Here is a 17,716-nt window from a genome sequence, read left to right as displayed (position 1 = left end):
ACCTCCGGGAAAATAGGAATCCGGAATGATGGCACCAAATCAACACAGCAGATCGAAAGCTTACTCAGCAGTCATTTCGGGACTCGAAATCTGGTGCTCAAGAGATTGCTTCGGCCGAATCTCGGGACTTTTCCTGAGCGAATCCGACGCTGTGGCCGCCTCCGATTTCTATAGCGCGCAGATCACAGTCACCCAGGGCGACGAACCGAATACAGGACGATGGATATTCCAAGCCGTGTATGTCGTGGCTTATCCGAACGGCACGGTTGTGACGCAGCAACGATTCACGGCCGTCGATCCGCGGACTGAGGAAATCATCGAGCAAGTCTATGAGACGCTACAGGAGCTGACATTCCAGTTGGTGGGCCCTCCGGCGCCGTGAGGCCTAATTGGATATCTGAACTGCTCCGGAACTGGTCTGCCGGCCTCCTTCGTAACGAAGACCCTCACGTATGTCGGGTGTTCTTTATTCAGCAGGCTGCCCTTACCGTGAACCATTTCGTGCTGCCTCGCCGAAGCTAACCACGACTCCGCCTCGTCGAGGACGCGGACTGCCTCAGGGATTTCCGAGGTCCGTATTCTTTCGCCGCTGACCTCAATCATCCTTTCCACGGAATCAGGCATGCCGACTTCCATAAAGAGCTTCATCGTCGGCAGCAGGTCCTGTTCGACGCTCGGGAGGCGGTGGAAGTTGGTCATCTCTGTTATCCCTGACAGTCTTTTCGATGAACGAATCATGAGCGCGGAAAGCTGCCGGCGCAATCGCGCCTTCAAAGATTAGAACTGCTGCGAGAGCGAACGGCCCTCGGCCATGTCGAACTCGAATTGCCGAAGGAGCGCCTCCTTCCGCCTTTCGTTCGCGACCTTGTCAGCCTTCGTCGCCGCAACAGGACGGCTCAGATCGGCATCGGCGAAGCTTTGCCCCTGGTTGTAGGGCGATCCCGCCGGGGCGGCCAAGACCCTGTAGACGAGAGCCAGAAGGAGCGTCTCACCGCAGAGCCGCCTGATGTCTGGAGGCAGGATGACTTCCACAAGCGTCCGGCCGAACATGACGCCTTGCCTTTCAGCGTTCGGCTCCGGCAGGCGTTGGATGAGCACGTCCAGTTGGCTGGAAAGCGCGCCGACGATGACGGAGTATTCGTTGTGTGAGCCCCTTACATCGAGTTCCCAGATGTTCGGGTTGCCTTCCACCCAATCCGGTCTGCGGCGGAAGTCTACAAGGAAGCCCGGGCCGCTTTTAGTGCCTTGTTCTCCTTCTGCTCGGTCCCGTCCCTGCCGGAAGGCTTCCTGCTTTCTGTCTCTCATGTCGGGTCTCCCGCTATCTGGGAGACAGGTTCGGGCGGGCTCTAGCAACAATCAATATGGTCGCGTGCCAATGCGGTCCAAGCGCACCGTGCCAGGAAGTTTATTTCTGGACTAACCGGGTCGACGCCAGGAGGCGATCGCCCGAGTGATCGATCGTCGGGCCTATCTACCAAACACAGGTAGACCGACATGAAAAAGGGCCGCACGTGCCTCAATAGGAATCGCGGCAGCGTGTAGCTTTTGAAGGGCGGCTGGCTGTTCTGATGATCTAAAAAGCGCTTGAAAAACCGGAAGCAACGCTCTATACACGGTACATGGCTTTGCCACGGGGTCTGGCTTTACGCCGACCGACCTTAAGGGACCTTCGGGTCCCTTATGTGTTTCTAGGGTTCACCCATTCTTTGTATGGATCATCGTAGCAGGAGTACTTAACAGCGATCGTCTCGTCGCCGTTGCTCCTCAAATCGATGATTTGTCCTGCTTCTGACAATCGGTCGTGCGCTCGGTTTCTCATGCCGGTTGGGCGGTGACCGAGGGGGTGCAGCACAAGGTCAGCCAATTGCAGCATGGGATTGCTTTTCCCGTCTGGCCAGATGGTCAGAAGCGTCTCTGCCAGCTCATCTTTCGTGAGAGGCGTATGCTTCGATGAGTTTGTTGCGTCAAAGCCAGTTCCTTTTTTGAGAAGTCCCTCGAAATAGTTTTCGATGAGGCGATCCTCGGTCGCTCCGGATCGCTCATATGCAATAGAGAGTTTCCGGCCAGCAAGCCTCGCGTACTTGGCCGCGCGCTCGACGGAGATGTCGAAGGCCGTCCGGCTCATCTGCCATCGTGAGCCTTCAACGTGCTTCTCATAGTATCTGTCTCTATAACCCGGGCGGCAGATCACGCATGCATGTGCCGTAATACGCTCATCGACGATCAGAGCCTCCAGCTCTTCGAAGAAGAGGTTCTTCCGTTCCTCGTCCTGTTTCAGGAAACCGAACTTGCCCTTTCCTGATCGGATCTTATTTCCGTGCAGTTCCGGCACATCCCAGCGATTGCAGAACTTAATTGTAGCGTCAGACAGAGCCTGGACCGCCTCCGAAGGAACGATTATCCCGCCGAGGCCAAAGCTGAAGATATGAGGCTCCATAGGCAGCGCGTCACCTGGCTTGCACATCGTACGAGTTCCGAAATCGTCCATGAAAAAGGTCAGGTGAGGCTGTTCGGAGTTCACAGTATTTCTTTCCATCACAATTGGTCTCGACGCTGAGTTTTTGTGAGAACTACATCCATTTGGGTTTACAGATTGTATTGCGTATCGCTCTTCGGGTTGAGGCGGGCACGTACCACAGCAGCAATGCCGGGGTGTAGTCCTTACAGCCTCACGGTGTTGACTACGCCGCCTAGGTTCGTTGGGAACAGAAGCCAGAGCCCCGAATGTATTGCGCTTCGTTATGCCAACTATCGAACGGTCGGGCTGAGTTTGCCGGATCGAGAACGGGCGAGTGGAACTGCCGGAGCGTGAAATACGGGCACCACGTTTGCCCGGTTCGCGCAGATCAGGACTGCGCGTAGCACATGACGGCCGATCGGCAGCTGACTATGCGGGGGTCCAACGGCTTGCGGGTCAGAGTTCGGCATGGCATCTCCGAAATGAGGAGGTGTGCCCGCATGACCAAAAATTCCATCTGGAGCCAGGTGCAGATCGAGCCCGGGTTACAGTCGTTCACCCGCCTGTCGCCGGAGTAAGTTCATGAGCTGACACTGAAATCAAGTGAGCACGTGATCCCGCGGCGAAGCTGTCTCAGATCTTAACGAGCGTGGCCGCGCCAAACGCGACGACCATAGAAAGCGTATCGTGCATGACGCCACAACGGCAATCCAGATGGGGATGTTCGCACCTCATCCTTATCACCCAGCCCTGGGTGACGGAGCTGAGCGGTGAGTCGCAGGTTGCCCATATTTTCGCCGACGCGCCTCTCACAGTCAGAGCCAAATCGAACGAGGAACCTGACACAACCTTCGCCAGTTTCGAAGAGCTGCTGCACGTCTGGTGTTTGGACTAAGGCGGATCGCGTGCGTTACCGAACGGAACATCCGAAAGTAATTGCCATGGCGCCAGCTGCGCGCAGGGCAATAATGCCGTAGGTTGTTCCTGCTCTGGCTTGAGCGCCGCCTTGACGCCGTAATTAGCGTAACTCTTCGACCGCCTGCCAAATCCCACGGGTCCTACGCCGTAAGCGGTCATGCAAGTGTACGATGTGGAAACCACAGATTTTGAAGCTCCTGAGTGAGACGCATCTTCGAGACCTATTGCGAGATCCCACGGCTGAGGCTTCTTCCTCGCTGCTGATTTCCCTCACTCCTTGGTAAGGACGGGCGCGAGACAAGGCTCGTATCACGGGTTGACGCCAGCAACCCGACGCCTGACCCTTGTTTGGCATGAGCATAAGGGGTGACGGCGATGGAAAACAAGCCACGGTATTTTAGCAGGCTGACCGAGGACGAAAAACTCAACGTTCTAGATTCACTCGAGCGATCCGGCAGCGTCAGGATGATGGCCAACGTCTTGAAGGGAAACTTCTCAGACTTGGCGACCTCGGCATCGGAGGGTGTCAGGGCTAAGTATGCTCGATGGCAGGAAGTCACAAAGAAGTGGCAGGCCATCGAGGCGGAATGGGGTGAGGGCGCCCTCCTGAAGCTCGATGATCCGGTCTTCGTGGACTTGCGTGCAAAAGGGCTGTTAAATTCGGATATCATCCGCAATGCAGAGGCATATGCTGCCGCTCATTCTGGCTTGCCGGAATTCAACACTCCGAGCGCCTTATGAGCGTCGCCCAAGTCACCAACCACTGTGTGTCGTTTCCCGGTCTTTGCGGGAATGACCACGTAGGCAACATGCTTTCCGTCCTTCCACAGGTCAAAGATTTCGCCATCCGGACTGCTGTCGGCCGGAACTTCTTCGATCTTCGCGTCGATGTCGTCGGAGTGTTCCACGGACAAAGTCTCGCTCCTTCTTTGGCTTCGGCTTAGGCAGCTTTCGAATCCTTGCCGTTCCGCTGGTTAGCGCGATCCGGCGATAGTCGGCAGTCAAGGATTCACCGCTTGATGTCAAGCATCGCGGCCGGAGGACTGGTCGACGTCCCCGTGATGAGCGCCGCTGCGCCTGGGACCAAGGCGCGGCCGCCGCGCAAAGCAGGCGCGGGAGAAGGAGCGGTTCCTGATAGCCGGGTCAAAACCTGGAGGGGGGCGAGCAGTTGTCCTCTATCTCCTCAGCAAAACCATCCAGGAGAGTCTGCTTCCGCTTCGCGTTAGCCACCTTGTCTGCTTCGGTTGCCATGATCGGACGCGTCAGATCGGCGTCGTTATAGCGCTGACCATTTTTGAAGGGTGATCCTGGCGGAGCGGATACGACCTTGTAGATCAGGAACGGGAAAAGTGTTTCGCCGCAGAGCCGCCTGATGTCTTCCGGAAGAACCACTTCGTCTCGTGCCCGTACGAACACGACCCCTTCTTTCTCCGGAGAGGGTTCGGGCAGACGCTGGATGACAAAGTCCAGTTCGTCGGCCGGAATGCCGACGTTGACCGTATAGGCGTTCTCGGAGCTCTGGACGTGAAGCTCCCAGAAGGGCGGAATACCCACTTCGCGATGCGGCAGGCGCCGGAAGTGGACAACATAGTTCGGGCAGTGCCGGAACCCCTCGTCGCCGACTAACTGTGCCGTTGAGTCTCGGCCTTCAAGGAAGTTCGCGTTCTTTCTGCGCTTCATGCTACTGCCTCCCGAACTGCCTGCGCAGGATCAGAGCGGATAAAGCAAGGATCAAAACATCAGAGTTGCGCGGCATCGCGTACAAATGAAGACAGCGCTCTGCTCCCGGAGAAACCGCATCCACACACCTAACGTCGTGCGCGAAGGTTTTCCTTTAACAAGATACCGATGGGGTTCCCGCTCGCGGTTCCGTCGGATGTCACGAGCATTGCCGTGGGCTTGCTTTTCGACGGAACATTTCTCTCGAAGAACCTAGCGCCGGCTTCCGAAACCGTCGTGCCCGAAGTGACAGCGATTGTGCGGTGACGTGGCGCCGCACGCTCGAGCATCTCCGTCAAGGGCGCGTCCAGGTCGATAATTCCTAGATCTGCCCAACTTGCCACCCACCGCGCGATGTCGGCGTGCCCGAAGAGGGCAATCTGGCCGTTCTGCCTCACGATGCCCCAAGTGTCTGGGTTAGAAAGCGGCCCAAGAATTTCCCTGATGGCGACTGATGGATCTGTCGCTTCCAGAACTGGATGCAGCATGTCGTCGATGGGTTGGTCACCCGGGGCCTTCCAAGTTCCTGGCATCTGCTTGAACGCACTTTGGAAGGTGGAGAAGTGCTGAAGCCAGGTTTTCGTTGTCGTGCACCGGAGCCCAGTGAGTCTCAGAATCTCAGCATGGATTTCCTGGAGATCGGCGAGCTGGAAGATCGGTTCATGATGGGCGACCCGGTTCCGAAGCTCTTTGACGCGCTTGACCCCACTCCAGATCGAGCGGCGGGACTCTATGAGGTCGGCATTTGGGAACACCGTGCGGAGCGTCAGCTGCCAGTCCCTTTCGAACTTCGATCCGAGCAAGCGCGCCCAGAAGTCGAAGGACATGTTAGCAATGACATCGTTCGTTCCGATCCGGCCATAGGAAGTGATGTCCTGTGTGTCCGGGAGCGCTTTCACGGTCGCGTACTGCCATTCGGGTAATGCCTTCGAGAGAAGCTGACGCTTGCTCTTGTTGAGTAACTCGCGGATCCCGGCGTCACACCGTTCGAGCCGATCGATGGTCTCTTTGTCGAAGGCCCATTCGGCAGGAGCACCTCGCAGGCGGAGGTGATCTACGATCGCGTTTCGAATCGTCACTTCGAGTACCTGAAGCGGAAACTGGAAAGCCTTTGCCAAGCGGGCATTCCAAAGATACCACTGCATGGTGAATGGAAACTGATGCCCGCTGCGGCTATTGTACTTCCACAGTCGTGGGTCGGTCAGCGCTTTTCTGATCGCCGCCTCGTGTGGCTCAGCGTAGTCGAATGCTTCTTGACTTTCAGCCATCGGTCCTACATTATCCTTTTCAATTGCGTATCCCTGTCGCCCATGACCGCTAGTCGGTTACGCGCTGAGGTGAGCACTAGGAAACCCCCGGACCTGACGTCGCGTCGGCCGGGGGTTCTGCTTTTTTGAGGGCAACTGCAGAAGGGGCGGCCCGTTGCGCCTCCGGTTTCTGCTTCCTGATCATTTGCCGAACGGATGCTTTGTCGTAGGCCCAGGCATCCAGGTTGTCGGCTTCGAACCGTTCAACGGACTGCCTGTCGTAGAAAAACGCACCGACCATTTCCGGGAGTAGCGTCGGCATGATTCCGGTTAACCGGAGAAGGGCGCGAACCTGCTTATGGTGCATGCAAGTCTTCTGGCAGAGTTCGCCAAGCGAAACGAAACGCGTCCTGAACGCCTCCGCGCTCTCCCGTGAAACGACCGGGATTATCCGCCTCGCGTCTGGGCTGAATTCCTCAACCAGCGTCAGGTAGTCCGACGCGATCAACGCGTTCACGACGCGATCATGCGTCCCCGGAAGGAAAGCTTCTGTCTCCTCCTTGGTAAGGTTTGTGCGCGTCTCGCGCGAACGCACGATCCGCGTCATTTCGTCGGCGTCCAGGAGCAGTGCCATGTAGTCCATCCTCCCAACAAGTCTGCCTTTCCAGCTCAGCTTCCCCGTGAAGACCATGTCGAGAAGGTCTGGAATGCTGCAGGAGGACGCACGCCGCGCGCCGATAACATCGACCTGGCGCTCGGTTGGCTCTAAAACTTCGCAGGCGCCGTCGAAAAGGCGGTGCCGAAGCTGCTCGACAACTTCTGTTGAGAAACGTCGCTTCGCATTCCTTCGAGAGCCTGTATCTGCCAATGCGGAAAGGTGCCCGCCGGCGACCAACGCCTTCAGGTGGAGGCGGGGAACGCCGAGAAGCTTCTCGACCTCCGGAGCAGTGATCGCATCCTTGAGCTCCGAAACGACTCGATGGACCTCGCCGGACGTGACAAGGATGCGGTGGTCCATGACCCCTGATCGCTCTCCCGCGCCGTCGACGCCCATCCGTTTGAAAAGCCGACGGATGGTGAGGGCATGCACACCTGAGTCCCGGGCCGCAGTGCGAACCGTGTGGATCTTGCGGTCGCCCGCTGGTTCTCCGAGCACGTCGGTCCCGGGTTCGATCGGCATGGTCTCAAGGGCGAAGTGGCGCACGGCGTCGCGCAGCTTGGCGAAGGCCGGATCGTCCACCGTCTTTTGGAGCAGGCCGTATGCGTAGCCATAGGTGTCGCGCGGCCCCCAGAACCCACGTGTGGAAGACTGCGCCTCGTTGAGCCGTCCGAGGAGCGTCCGGAGCGAATCCTCTCCGGTGCTGGCGATGCGGAATCCTTCATCGGCGGCCGCGGCCCAGTCGGAGGCGATGAACTTTGCAACCTTGACCTTGGGTTCGTGCAGCGAGGAAACGCCGAGGGCCTCGCAGAATGGCGCCGCCACGTACAGCGGGAGGTCGTCCAGCCAGTTTTCCTGCGACCGCACTCCGCGGAGCCGATCCTGAAGCCATGCCTGGAAAGGGGAGGCGCGCGCAGGGACCGCCGCGGCTGCAATCTGGTGCAGGCTCGGAATCAGCTCGCGCAACGTGCCGCTGAAATCGAATGGAGCGAAGGGCGTTCGGATGGGGTTCGTCCCAGTGAGAAGAACATTGTGGCGGCCGCAGGACCGAAAATGAGACAGGGTCCATTGAAGCCGGAGCCACGGTCTACTGGACGACGGGCCATCATAGCGGTCCATGTCCTCCCGCGCGCACCTGGCACAGAACCGGAAATACGTCCGGTTGACCGCAAGCCGGACGACTGTCTCGTCGGCTACCTCGAAGAATCTGCCGCCCTTGGGGATAGGCGTAAACCTCAACAGCTTTCCCGGGTCTGCCCGACCAAGCGTGGCGATGTCTCGCACTGCCGACGGGACACCCTTGTCGAGGCTCCGCTGATGGATGCTCATGTCGCGAAGGAGATCCTTCAGCGAGCGGCCGTTCAGGGCCGCCAGGCGGGACGCGAAGCCCGCCGCCGGTTCCTGGTCCTCGAGCGGATAGGCAAACGCAAGCGGTTCGAGAATCCGCCCGTTCGTTCTCATGGCCAGTGGTCCTCGATCATGAACAGGCCGGGCTCCAATCGAATCCAGTCGTCTACGAGGAAGGGGTTCATTTCGTCATGGCCACGGGCCTGTGAATGTTCGATGTAGGCTAGGGCGAAATGGTCTCGTGTCAGAATGACAGCGTTCTGCGACGCCGCATGCTCAATTGCGGCAAGGATCACCTGAGCGATGCGTCCGTACCGATACCTGGCCGCATGCGCGATACGGTCCGGGAGGTCGCTTTCCAGCACCTTGCTGGGGTTCAGGCCGGCCGCTTCGCACATAGCAGCCACGACATTGAGGATGAGGATGCGCTCCTCTGGAAGAACGACATCCGGAAGGTGCAGGTGTCGTGCGCGCCGCTCGATCTGCTCGTCAAGCTTCGCGAGGGAGGTGATGCTCGGCATGCCGGACATGATGAAGCTGACAGGCCAGGGCGTGTAGTTCACGACGCCCTTGAGCGCCTTCCTGACGGAGTCCCGCTCCTTATCGGATTCGGTCAGTTTCAGCAGGTGCTGCGTTTCGTCGATATGAATGACAAGGACCTTCCGCAGGTGGAGTTGCTCGGGGAGGATGTCCCATACCTCGCCTTGCTCGTACTTGCGGGTGATCTTGTAACCTGCCTTCCGCAGGATATTCAGCCCTAGGAACTTGAGGGTCGAAGGTCCCATCAGCGTAAGGGAAATAACGGGTTCGATGGTGCCATACGACTTCTTGATCGGGGCCAGCGTGAGGTTTTCCTCAAGCATGCGCTCCACCAAGGTGGTTTTTCCCGCGCCGCTTTCGCCGGTGACGAACAGGATGCGGCCGTCGTCTCTCCGATTGTTTTTCTTCGCCAGCATCATCGCGACAAAGCGGGAGAGAGTCTTTTTGGCGACGTCGTCCCGTCCGCAGCGCACGTAAACGCTCTTCGCGCGTTCCAGCATCTCCTTGACGCGTTTGTCCTTCTCGCTCAAGCGGCCCTCGATCGTATCGAGAAAGTCGTCGTCGGACATGGCATCGTTCCAGTCCGTCACGAGCGTACCGTCGGCCCGCTCGTGATCTGCACGGAGCCCCTGATCGGCAAGTTGACGCGTCATTCGTCGTCTCCGTCGTAAAGGTTCATGCTTCCGCCGAACGGCTTCGGCTTTGGTGAACTTTCTTCGTGGGGCGATTCCGGAGACGGGAGGGGCTTCTGCCCGGTATCGACACGGCGTCGCGTCGAGATCGCGATGACTGTACCCAAACCGTCGCCCTCGGGTTCCTCGGCCGCATGTTCAACAGACCCAAGTCCTGCCCTGCCGGAGAACGCGATCCGAGCCTCGATCAGATCCAGAGTCTTTTCGGTGATTTCGTGGGTCGCGATGGCGGCCCTCTTGCGGACGTTTTCGGCCAGATCAAGGAAGTGCCGATGGGCATCGATGCGGATCGTTCGCCCTGCTGCCTGCTCGGCTTTAACGAACTCGCGCACCGCCTGCTTGGCCAGGAGCGTTTCAGCGAGCGTCTTCCCTTTGCCTGTGCCGTCCACACTGGGAACCGTGAGGAAGTGCTGGTCTTCGGGGACTCCTTTGATCCGACCCCTGAACTGTTTGGGAATCCGGACGAATACGCCGCCAAGGTCCTCAGGCTCGATGATGACGTCGACCTTCTTCTGACCCAAGAGAGCGAAGAGACGCGCGAGTTCCAGCGAGTTGTATGAAATCCCCAGAAACTCGACGCCATGCTTGCTGATGCTGCGGTCTTTGCGCCGCAGCCCGAAGGCAACGGCCAGCTGTTGCTCGGAAGGGGCAGGCGGCAGGCCAGCTTTTTCAAGCTCCATCCATTTGCCGTACGGCGTCCGGCCCTCGAGGCCACGGTGGGGGCGGAGATGGTAGTAGTCGACGATGAATACGATGACGGTCTTGTAGAATTCTCCGACCGTCAGCGCCGCGAGCTGTTCCGCCTGATAGTCTCCCCGTTCGACAACGTTAGCGAACGCCCGTCCGGCGAAGTAGCGGCAAAGGCGCTTCATGTAGCGGAAAAAGGCTTCGACCGTGCCGCGCATGCGGGGGTCTTGCTCGGGGATCACACGACTGATGTTGGCGCGCATCGCTGCGTCATCGAATTCTCTGCCGTACGCCGGTCCTCCGTCAGTCGCCACGTAGGTGGGGCGGCCATGCATATGCCAAGAGGCTTGCGCTCCCGCCGCAGCCGCTAATTCGGTCTTGTCGACCATTACCGACCTGAGCGCGGGCTTCGTCGTGGCAGTCGAGGGGCTGTTGATGGAAAGGTTGAAGCCGACGATGGCGCGGGACGCGCAGCAGATGCCTGCCGTAAACGCCATCCGGACGCGGGGCACGAGCTTTCGTTGCTCGGGCGTCAAGGCCTTCCAGATTGCGGAGCGCTCGATGAGCGTGTGGAGGTCGACTTCCCAGTCGTCCATCTCGACCCGGCCTAGCGCCGCCGTGATTGAGAGTCCCTTGCCGACGGGAGTGTATTTCCGGAGAGCGTAGTCGCTGTCCTCACGGCCGGCGTCGACCATGAAGGGGTCAAGCGCATGAATCCTGCGGCGAACGGCGTTGTCGCTAGCGTAGACATGCTGGTGCTGCGGAAGCCTTTTGTTGATTTCGTCGAGGGCCAGCTCAACGTTCTCGCAGATGTCCGTCATCTTGGGCTTCAGGATGCTGGCGAACTTTTGAACTTCGACAGCGATCACTGCGGCAGCGCGCTGATCGAGTTGGTTGCGGTTTCCGCAGTTCGAATAGCGCGGACGGAAGCTGTCCATGCGGCAGTGCCCTGCGATGAACTTTGCAAGCCATTTCTTTAATGCGGGAGAACTTGGGTAATCGAATGCCTTCCGCACCTCACCAGGGAGCCTTCTCCCGGGCCGCCTCCGCTCTCCGAACGTGTCGAGGTACCAGCGATCCATGCGGTCCGCGTTCTCCTCAATGAAACGGGCACAGTCATCAAGCGTGCGGCGAGGGCGCCAACGCCCTTCGGCGTTCGCCGCGGCGTCCAAGAAACGAACGCACCACTCCTTCTTCCAGGCGACGGTCCTTAGATCCTCTTCCGAAAGGTCGGTGAGGTCCGAGTCGTCGAACCGCGCCCGCAGGATTCCGAGGGCTTTCGAATAGTAGCCTTCGTCGATGCGCATGCGCTTCGAGCGGATCAGGCCGTTGATCTCCTTGTCCGTCTTCACGACGAAGAAGTCCTCGGCGATCAGGTCGCCTGTCACCGGCTGCAGCACGTGCGAGTCCTTGACCTTACGCTCGACCCTGAAGGACTGACCGTCGATGACGAGCCTGTCGTGGCGGCCAAATAGGTGACATCTCTCGTGACTTTTCGCCAAAGCCGGATTCATCAGTTTCACGCTCCCCTCCATTTCCTTGTTTTCCTTTGCCTTAATAGGTTTGCTGTGAGGATTGGATTAACGACGGCCTTCGTGTGCGGCGCGGTTGATGAGAAAGGCGTTGTCGGCCAGCCGGACGTTTGCCGGAACCTTCAGGAGTCCTTTCTGAATCAGGGCCACGGCGGCGCGCCGCCCGCGTTCGCCCAAGCCTGTCGTGCGGACGATGTCGGCGATCAGGACCCGCGCGGGAAGCCGTTGCAGAGCGGCGGAAACGAGCGCCTGACCTTCGAAGTCGAAGTCGGACGCATACGCGAGGATTTCCCTGGCGTTCTCGATCTGCGTCAGCGTCAGGTCCTTCTCCGTCAGGATCCGGTACTGGTCGGCGAACCGATCGCCCTGTTGCTCAGAGATGAGCCTTAGCGTTTCGAGAAGTTCATCATCCACGTCTTGTTCGTATTTGACGGCATAGGCGATCCTGCCGGATGCCTGTCGTTGAACGAAGTCGAAGTAATGTTTTCGCTTCTCGCCGTGCTGGATGTATTCCGCTTTCTGCTGTTCACGGACCTCCAAGGTCTCGGGGAGGGTGAGGAGGACTACAAGTGCGGACTGTTCCAGATCGCTTTCGAACCAGACGCTAGTGCGACGGAACGGATCGACTACGGCGCCCACCTTGGAGCCGCGCTTCCTCGGTCGCGGCACGCGGTTGGCGACGCTGTCCTCGACATCTACCGCAGGGGCGTCCCGGCCCCAGTCACGTGGAGCGGCATTGGTATGGACCAGCCCCCGGACGAGCTACGGATCGCTGCCACCTGATGGTTGGCGAGCGCGTCGGAACGGAAGCTGAATCCGTGGACGGACGTTTTCAATGTTTCGGCGAGCAGGAGATTGTGGCAACGCATGTTCGTTTCCCTGATAGCGACGACGGAGCGTGCCGCCAGGATTGGCGGAGCGCATCGACAGCGGACCGAGAAGGCGTGGTGGCTTCGCACGCCGGAAGAAGCCGCGAGCAGCGCAAGCCGCACGTCGGTTCGTTCCGGCGAGGCAATGGCTCGCCACGTCTTTCATCGATCAGGGGAGGGCCGAAAAGCCGGGACAAAATCCCGGCGGAACATACCGGGGCTTCAGCCCTTAGCTTCGCGGACTTCCCGCACTGCTATCGATATGCACTTCGCTGTCATTTTCGTTAGGTCCTCTGTGCCCGGCGTTCGTCGGGAAGGCGGCATTTACCCGGGAAGTCCTGCGATATAGTGAACAGGACTCGTAAAATTGTTCAGATCTGAAAAATCCGATCGCAGTCCGGTAACCATCTGCCGATGCCAAGGCGGGCAAGACGGCGTCGGTGGGTAAGCATGGGCCGGGGATTTGCGTCCTGGCGCCGCCCGCATACGCTGCGATCGCCGTCGTCAGGGACGGATTGGTCGCCGCCAATTTGGCATTTACGCTCCGATAATGGCCGCCGAAAGCGGTTTGTTCGCCGCTGCCTTCAGCGCAGCTGCGAGTTGCGCCAGGGTCGGCGGGGTGGTGCCTTCTGTGGCGTCAGGAAGCTACCAAGAAGGTTGCCGTAGACTACCACCTTACCAATCTCCGACTTGGGCGATGCGGCGCGCAGCCCAATCACATTGGCATCTGCTTAGCTCCTGTCACTACCGGGCTTTTTACGTCCGATCATCCTCTGCGTGACACGCTGCAACTGAATGTTACCCGCCTTGATCGCTGATCGGCGACCCGACTGATGCACGACGGTGATTGCTGATCACAGGGCAAAAGCTTCATCCCTAAGCTAGGAGTCGTCTGCCTTCGCGACCGCCGCTTTGTCGCCGCCGGTCCGGATGAGTAAACGATGCGCTGACCACGGCGTGTCTATCCAGGCCTTGCGCTTTTTCGCATCTTTGCGTCTATTAAATTCAATATGAACCGGTCCGGCATGATTGCCGAACCAAACGCGTTGCGAACTTTACAAGGAATACGGATATGGCGACTGGAACCGTGAAGTGGTTCAACAGCACCAAGGGATTTGGATTTATCCAGCCTGACAATGGCGGTCAGGATGTTTTCGTCCACATTTCCGCTGTCGAACGCGCGGGCCTCTCGACCCTCAATGACGGCCAGAAGATCAACTATGAGATCGAGCAGGACCGTCGCACTGGCAAGTCCTCTGCTACGAGCCTCAGCAAAGCTGGCTGATTTTTTGCCGCGCCCCGACGAAGCCGGGGCGCGGCAAGACCTGACAGCCGCTTTCTACTCGTTTTCGTGGACGATCACGTGAGGCCAATACCTAGAAAACGAAGGGGGCATTTCTCGCCTCCTTCACGCCAGGCATCCGCCTCCGGAGCGCCGCGAGCCGCCCCAACGCTATCAGTCATTCGTTTCGACTGGTTGTCTCATTGGCTCTATGGTGCGGCGACAGTGGTCCACCATGGTGCCGTTGAAACGTCACCCATACGAACCCCATGTATGTGTTGCGTCGAATGTCTCCTCCCATTCGTTCGACGCGTTCCCCTCTGGAGGTTTTAACCTTCACAATTGGCCGGGCTTAACAGTCCGGCCCAGATTGATTACAAACCCCTCGGTTTTTGACAGCAGTCAAAATCGAGGGGTTTTGATTCCGGTTTGTTCGCGATCTGAATCTGAGACGTTCCGTGAATCTTGGGTGATTTCGAGACGTGCGGAGGTTTGTCAGCAGTCTGGGCCGGGCTTAACAGTCCGGCCTTTTTTATTGAGCATATGAGCCAGGTGAGACGCCACTTGGTAGGCTCGCGCAGTCTTACGACGCCGAGCCGAATCCCGTGAGCTTCATAATTCCATTGTGACGGTTCCAAACACGGCGAGATTAGATTCTCGCTCTCAATTGCTGGATACCGCCGGGCTCATCGTCGGTTGCCGGCCGTACTGGTCGGGATCGCTGTTACGGTGCGGGGGAAACGCGAGGCCATCCTAGTAGCGCCAACCCTGCTTGAATTCGCTTATAAACCAGCGCTCCACATCATCGCGAACCGATGTTGTGGTTCGAAATCTCAGGTGTCCGGGCGATTTCTTCTGAAGCCAAGAATAGAAGTCGGAAAAGCTTGGATCGTCCGGCTGATGCGGAAGGCCGCGCTCCTCAGCCCATTTTGTGCAAAAGAAACGCACAGCTTCTTCGGCTTCATCCTTTTTCATGTACGCGATCATGGTTGGGTGTTGCTGGAAACGCAAGACGGTCCCAGCTTGGGAACCGCGGATGATGACCTGCAGTTCGTGAAATCGAGGTGGAGTTGTAGGCCGAAAGTCCGGCGAACGAGAACGGCGCGTGTCCAAATGGGTGCCGTTCTCCACCACAGAGCAGGCGTCACACGGGCGAGGTTGCACGCGACGTTGAAGCGCAGGTTCTGATGGCTTTTTTCTTCATAACCCTAAAACCCGGCAGCCCGCTGGCGGGCAAGCTCGCAATATATCTTCCCGCAGTTGCCAATCCACCTTCGATGGTGCTGCGCGGTCTCCTTTTTGCCAAGACCTAGCCGGCCCCATTGGGTAGAACCGGAACGTCGAGGGGGAGCGCCGGCGAGAACTTTCTTGGTCAGGCTGGGCAGGCCTCAAGAATGGATATGGATCCTCGGGTCTCAATCACCCGTTCGAGACGCAGCCCCGCAGCGTCGAACAAGCCTGCAAATTGGGCCTTCGTTCTCTCCAGGCCGCCAGTGACGGCGAGCATGACCACGTCGATCCCCTTGATCTGGTTCGGTTCGTCACCTGGCGGCACGAGCGTCTCGGCCACAAGCACCTTGCCGTTCGGCAGCATTGCCTTGCGGCAATTTCTCAGGATCACCGCCGCATGCCCATCATCCCAATCGTGAACGACCTTCTTGATGACGTAGACGTCACCGGCGGGGATGCGCTCGAAGAAATCGCCGGCGACAAATTCGGTGCGCGGCAGGTCGCCTCCCGCACTCTGGCGGGCTGCGGCGACGCCCGAATGCAGATCGAAAAGCACGCCGTTCAAATGAGGGTTGCGGGCCAGGATCGCAGAGAGAAGTTGACCATGCCCGCCGCCGACGTCGACGACCCGCGTGAACTGCTTGAAGTCGTAAGCATCGGCGACATCTTCGTTATTGCCTTGGCTCAATGCGACCATGGCGTGCTGAAACAAGGCAGCCTGCTCTGGATGTTGCGACAACCAGTCGAACCTTGGGCTCCCGAAGACCTTGTCGAATGCTGGCTTTCCAGTGCGGACCGAATGAAGGAGCTGCTCGAAGGCAAGATAGGGCTCGCTGTTGATCATGCGGACGAAATCACGGGGGCCCGGCCGATCAGAACGCAGCGCTGCGCCAATGTCCGTCAATTCAAAATGACGGGGCGACACTTCCTGGAACACCCCCTCAGGCGCGAGGAGCCGCATGACACGGTAAAGCGCCCCAGCATCCGACTGACTGGCAGCCGCAAGTTGATCCACCGACTGCCCGTTGACCGCCAAGAGATCGGGGATGCCGAGTTCGATGATCACGCGGAGCGCCTGCGAGACCGCGAATCCAAAGCCTAGCCTCATGATCTGTTGCGTTGGGTTGAGCATGGCATCCCTCCGATATGCACGGAAGTTTAGCAGGTTCTGAATGATGCGTCCCGTTGCCCTGCTTGAAAGTGGGGCAAGCACGGGCGTACCAAGGCTGACGAAGCTTTGGTTCGGATCGCAAAGTCTATGCGGCGTCTCCATGTCCGATGCCCTGTTTCCAACCCGCTGGCAGTACGACAAGCCGCCGCCGATCGAGGAGTTCGTCAGGACGTTCCCAGATGACTACGCCTGTGGGGGACACCTGGCGGAGAAGCGTTGGCCCGACGGCTTCGTGTGTCCGCACTGCGGCTCGCGGAAGGGCTGGCGCCTGGAGGCGCGGCCGTGGCTCTGGGAATGTGCCGGGAAAGGTGACAACCCGAAGTGCCGCAAGCAGACTTCGGTGATCGCCGGGACCTTCATGCAGGGCACGCACCTGCCGCTGAACAAATGGTTTATGGCCGCCTACCTGATGACCACCCATTCGAACAGCATCTCCGCCCTGCAGCTCCAGCCGAAGATCGGGGTCACCTACAAGACGGCCTGGCTGCTGCTGCACAAGCTCAGGAGGGTAATGGTCAATCCGGAGCGCACGCCGCTCGCAGGCAACGTGGAGGCCGACGAGACGCTCATTCCCGTCACGCGAAGGATGAAGGCAGCAGCGGCGAGATTATCGTCATCGGCGCGCTCGAGAGGATCGGCAGGTTCACGTCCGGCCGGATCCGGCTGAAGCGGATCGAGGGAACGTCAAAGAAAGACTTCCGTCCGTTCATTGAGGAAAATACCGCCCGACTGCAGGCTGCACACCGATGCCGCTGGCGGTTGTTTGGATGTTCCCCGCAAGCATTACCCCGTGAACCTGAGCGCAGCGACCTCTGACGTGCCCCTTGAGTTCATGCGCATCCATCGTGTCTTCACCAACTTCAAGCGTTGGGGCCTTGGCACATTCCACGGTTTCCGGCCCAAGCACATCGACGCCTATCTGAACGAGTACGTCTTCCGCTGGAACAGGCGGAGCAGCTTCCAGTCCGGGATGGACCGGATGCTCGGCATAGGCCTTTCGCTCAAGCCGATCACATACCGCGACATTGTCGGTGACACGGCCGAATGGCAGGAGCAGCACGCCGAGAAACTGGAGAAATTGCGGAAGCGATTTGCGAGGGCGGCCAGGTTCCGCACCTCGTACCCGCGCCGCACACCAGCAAGACCTGTCCTGGCGCCGCGGCGCCCTGAAGGTGTCGCCCTGCCGAAAGGCTATCGGCATCCACCGCGCATCTCGGCCGAGGAACTCCAGCTCGGGTACCTGCGCCACATCCCACCAGAAGCGCGAGTCTGGGCCTGAGCGAGACCTCTGTCGATGCCGGCTCAATACTCCCCAGAAGTGCCGTTTGAATCTTCCCCAGTTTAGCGCCGCCGCCGGTCTTCCGGA

The 17,716-nt window shown here is 59.0% G+C and carries 16 protein-coding genes; 4 read left to right on the top strand and 12 right to left on the bottom strand.

The features are described 5' to 3' along the window. Window positions 1–327: 327 nt before the first annotated feature. The 3 genes from FJ546_RS06055 to FJ546_RS06045 form a co-directional block, all read right to left on the bottom strand. Complete coding sequence (locus FJ546_RS06055) at window positions 328–699, bottom strand: hypothetical protein (RefSeq protein ID WP_140888532.1); 372 nt, start codon at window positions 697–699, stop codon at window positions 328–330. Between the two features lie 78 nt (window positions 700–777). Further along, window positions 778–1,305 carry a hypothetical protein gene (locus FJ546_RS06050; protein ID WP_140888531.1) on the bottom strand — a complete coding sequence of 176 codons (528 nt, stop codon included), beginning with the start codon at window positions 1,303–1,305 and terminating at the stop codon, window positions 778–780. Window positions 1,306–1,678: 373 nt separating this feature from the next. After that, window positions 1,679–2,521, bottom strand: a complete 843-nt coding sequence (locus FJ546_RS06045; protein WP_246686761.1) for a DUF3800 domain-containing protein — start codon at window positions 2,519–2,521, stop codon at window positions 1,679–1,681. A gap of 1,230 nt (window positions 2,522–3,751) precedes the next feature. Here FJ546_RS06045 and FJ546_RS06040 point away from each other — a divergent pair. After that, complete coding sequence (locus FJ546_RS06040; protein ID WP_140888530.1) at window positions 3,752–4,117, top strand: hypothetical protein; 366 nt, start codon at window positions 3,752–3,754, stop codon at window positions 4,115–4,117. Here the strand turns inward: FJ546_RS06040 and FJ546_RS06035 are convergent. The 7 genes from FJ546_RS06035 to FJ546_RS06005 form a co-directional block, all read right to left on the bottom strand. After that, window positions 4,075–4,290 (bottom strand): hypothetical protein, encoded by a 216-nt coding sequence (locus tag FJ546_RS06035; protein WP_140888529.1) that lies wholly within the window; start codon window positions 4,288–4,290, stop codon window positions 4,075–4,077. The genes FJ546_RS06040 and FJ546_RS06035 overlap by 43 nt on opposite strands. A gap of 229 nt (window positions 4,291–4,519) precedes the next feature. Beyond that, window positions 4,520–5,056 (bottom strand): hypothetical protein, encoded by a 537-nt coding sequence (locus FJ546_RS06030; RefSeq protein WP_140888528.1) that lies wholly within the window; start codon window positions 5,054–5,056, stop codon window positions 4,520–4,522. Window positions 5,057–5,184: 128 nt separating this feature from the next. After that, window positions 5,185–6,363: an Abi family protein gene (locus FJ546_RS06025; RefSeq protein ID WP_140888527.1), complete on the bottom strand. Its 1,179-nt coding sequence runs from the start codon at window positions 6,361–6,363 to the stop codon at window positions 5,185–5,187. Window positions 6,364–6,439: 76 nt separating this feature from the next. Beyond that, window positions 6,440–8,461, bottom strand: coding sequence for a TniQ family protein (locus FJ546_RS06020; protein ID WP_140888526.1), 2,022 nt, complete (start codon window positions 8,459–8,461; stop codon window positions 6,440–6,442). Then, the gene (locus FJ546_RS06015; protein ID WP_140888525.1) at window positions 8,458–9,540 is read right to left on the bottom strand and encodes an ATP-binding protein; all 1,083 of its coding nucleotides are present in this window, start codon (window positions 9,538–9,540) and stop codon (window positions 8,458–8,460) included. The genes FJ546_RS06020 and FJ546_RS06015 overlap by 4 nt, the downstream gene beginning before the upstream one ends. After that, complete coding sequence (locus FJ546_RS06010; protein WP_246686781.1) at window positions 9,537–11,780, bottom strand: Mu transposase C-terminal domain-containing protein; 2,244 nt, start codon at window positions 11,778–11,780, stop codon at window positions 9,537–9,539. Before FJ546_RS06010 ends, FJ546_RS06015 begins: the two co-directional genes overlap by 4 nt. A gap of 66 nt (window positions 11,781–11,846) precedes the next feature. Beyond that, window positions 11,847–12,437, bottom strand: coding sequence for a hypothetical protein (locus FJ546_RS06005; protein ID WP_140888523.1), 591 nt, complete (start codon window positions 12,435–12,437; stop codon window positions 11,847–11,849). 1,302 nt (window positions 12,438–13,739) lie between these two features. Between FJ546_RS06005 and FJ546_RS06000 the strand changes: the two genes are divergently transcribed. Next, entirely contained in the window at window positions 13,740–13,952 is a 213-nt protein-coding gene (locus tag FJ546_RS06000) for a cold-shock protein (RefSeq protein WP_140888522.1), read from the top strand. A gap of 750 nt (window positions 13,953–14,702) precedes the next feature. Here the strand turns inward: FJ546_RS06000 and FJ546_RS05990 are convergent. Together FJ546_RS05990 and FJ546_RS05985 are read right to left on the bottom strand one after the other, a co-directional pair. Continuing rightward, on the bottom strand, window positions 14,703–14,924 hold the full coding sequence (locus FJ546_RS05990) for a hypothetical protein (RefSeq protein ID WP_140888520.1): 222 nt from the start codon (window positions 14,922–14,924) through the stop codon (window positions 14,703–14,705). Between the two features lie 397 nt (window positions 14,925–15,321). Beyond that, entirely contained in the window at window positions 15,322–16,452 is a 1,131-nt protein-coding gene (locus FJ546_RS05985; RefSeq protein ID WP_246686760.1) for an acetylserotonin O-methyltransferase, read from the bottom strand. On the opposite strand from FJ546_RS05985, the gene FJ546_RS05980 reads away from it, so the two are divergent. Both FJ546_RS05980 and FJ546_RS05975 read left to right on the top strand, forming a co-directional pair. Next, window positions 16,451–17,017, top strand: a complete 567-nt coding sequence (locus tag FJ546_RS05980; RefSeq protein ID WP_181167827.1) for an IS1595 family transposase — start codon at window positions 16,451–16,453, stop codon at window positions 17,015–17,017. The two genes, FJ546_RS05985 and FJ546_RS05980, sit on opposite strands and share 2 nt — an antisense overlap. Before the next feature lie 42 nt (window positions 17,018–17,059). Then, entirely contained in the window at window positions 17,060–17,629 is a 570-nt protein-coding gene (locus FJ546_RS05975) for a transposase (RefSeq protein ID WP_140888517.1), read from the top strand. Window positions 17,630–17,716 lie beyond the last annotated feature (87 nt).

The organism is Mesorhizobium sp. B2-4-19, assembly GCF_006441315.1.
Taxonomy (GTDB): domain Bacteria; phylum Pseudomonadota; class Alphaproteobacteria; order Rhizobiales; family Rhizobiaceae; genus Mesorhizobium.
Note: the sequence above shows the minus strand (reverse complement) of the source record. Positions and strands in the feature narration are given on the sequence as shown.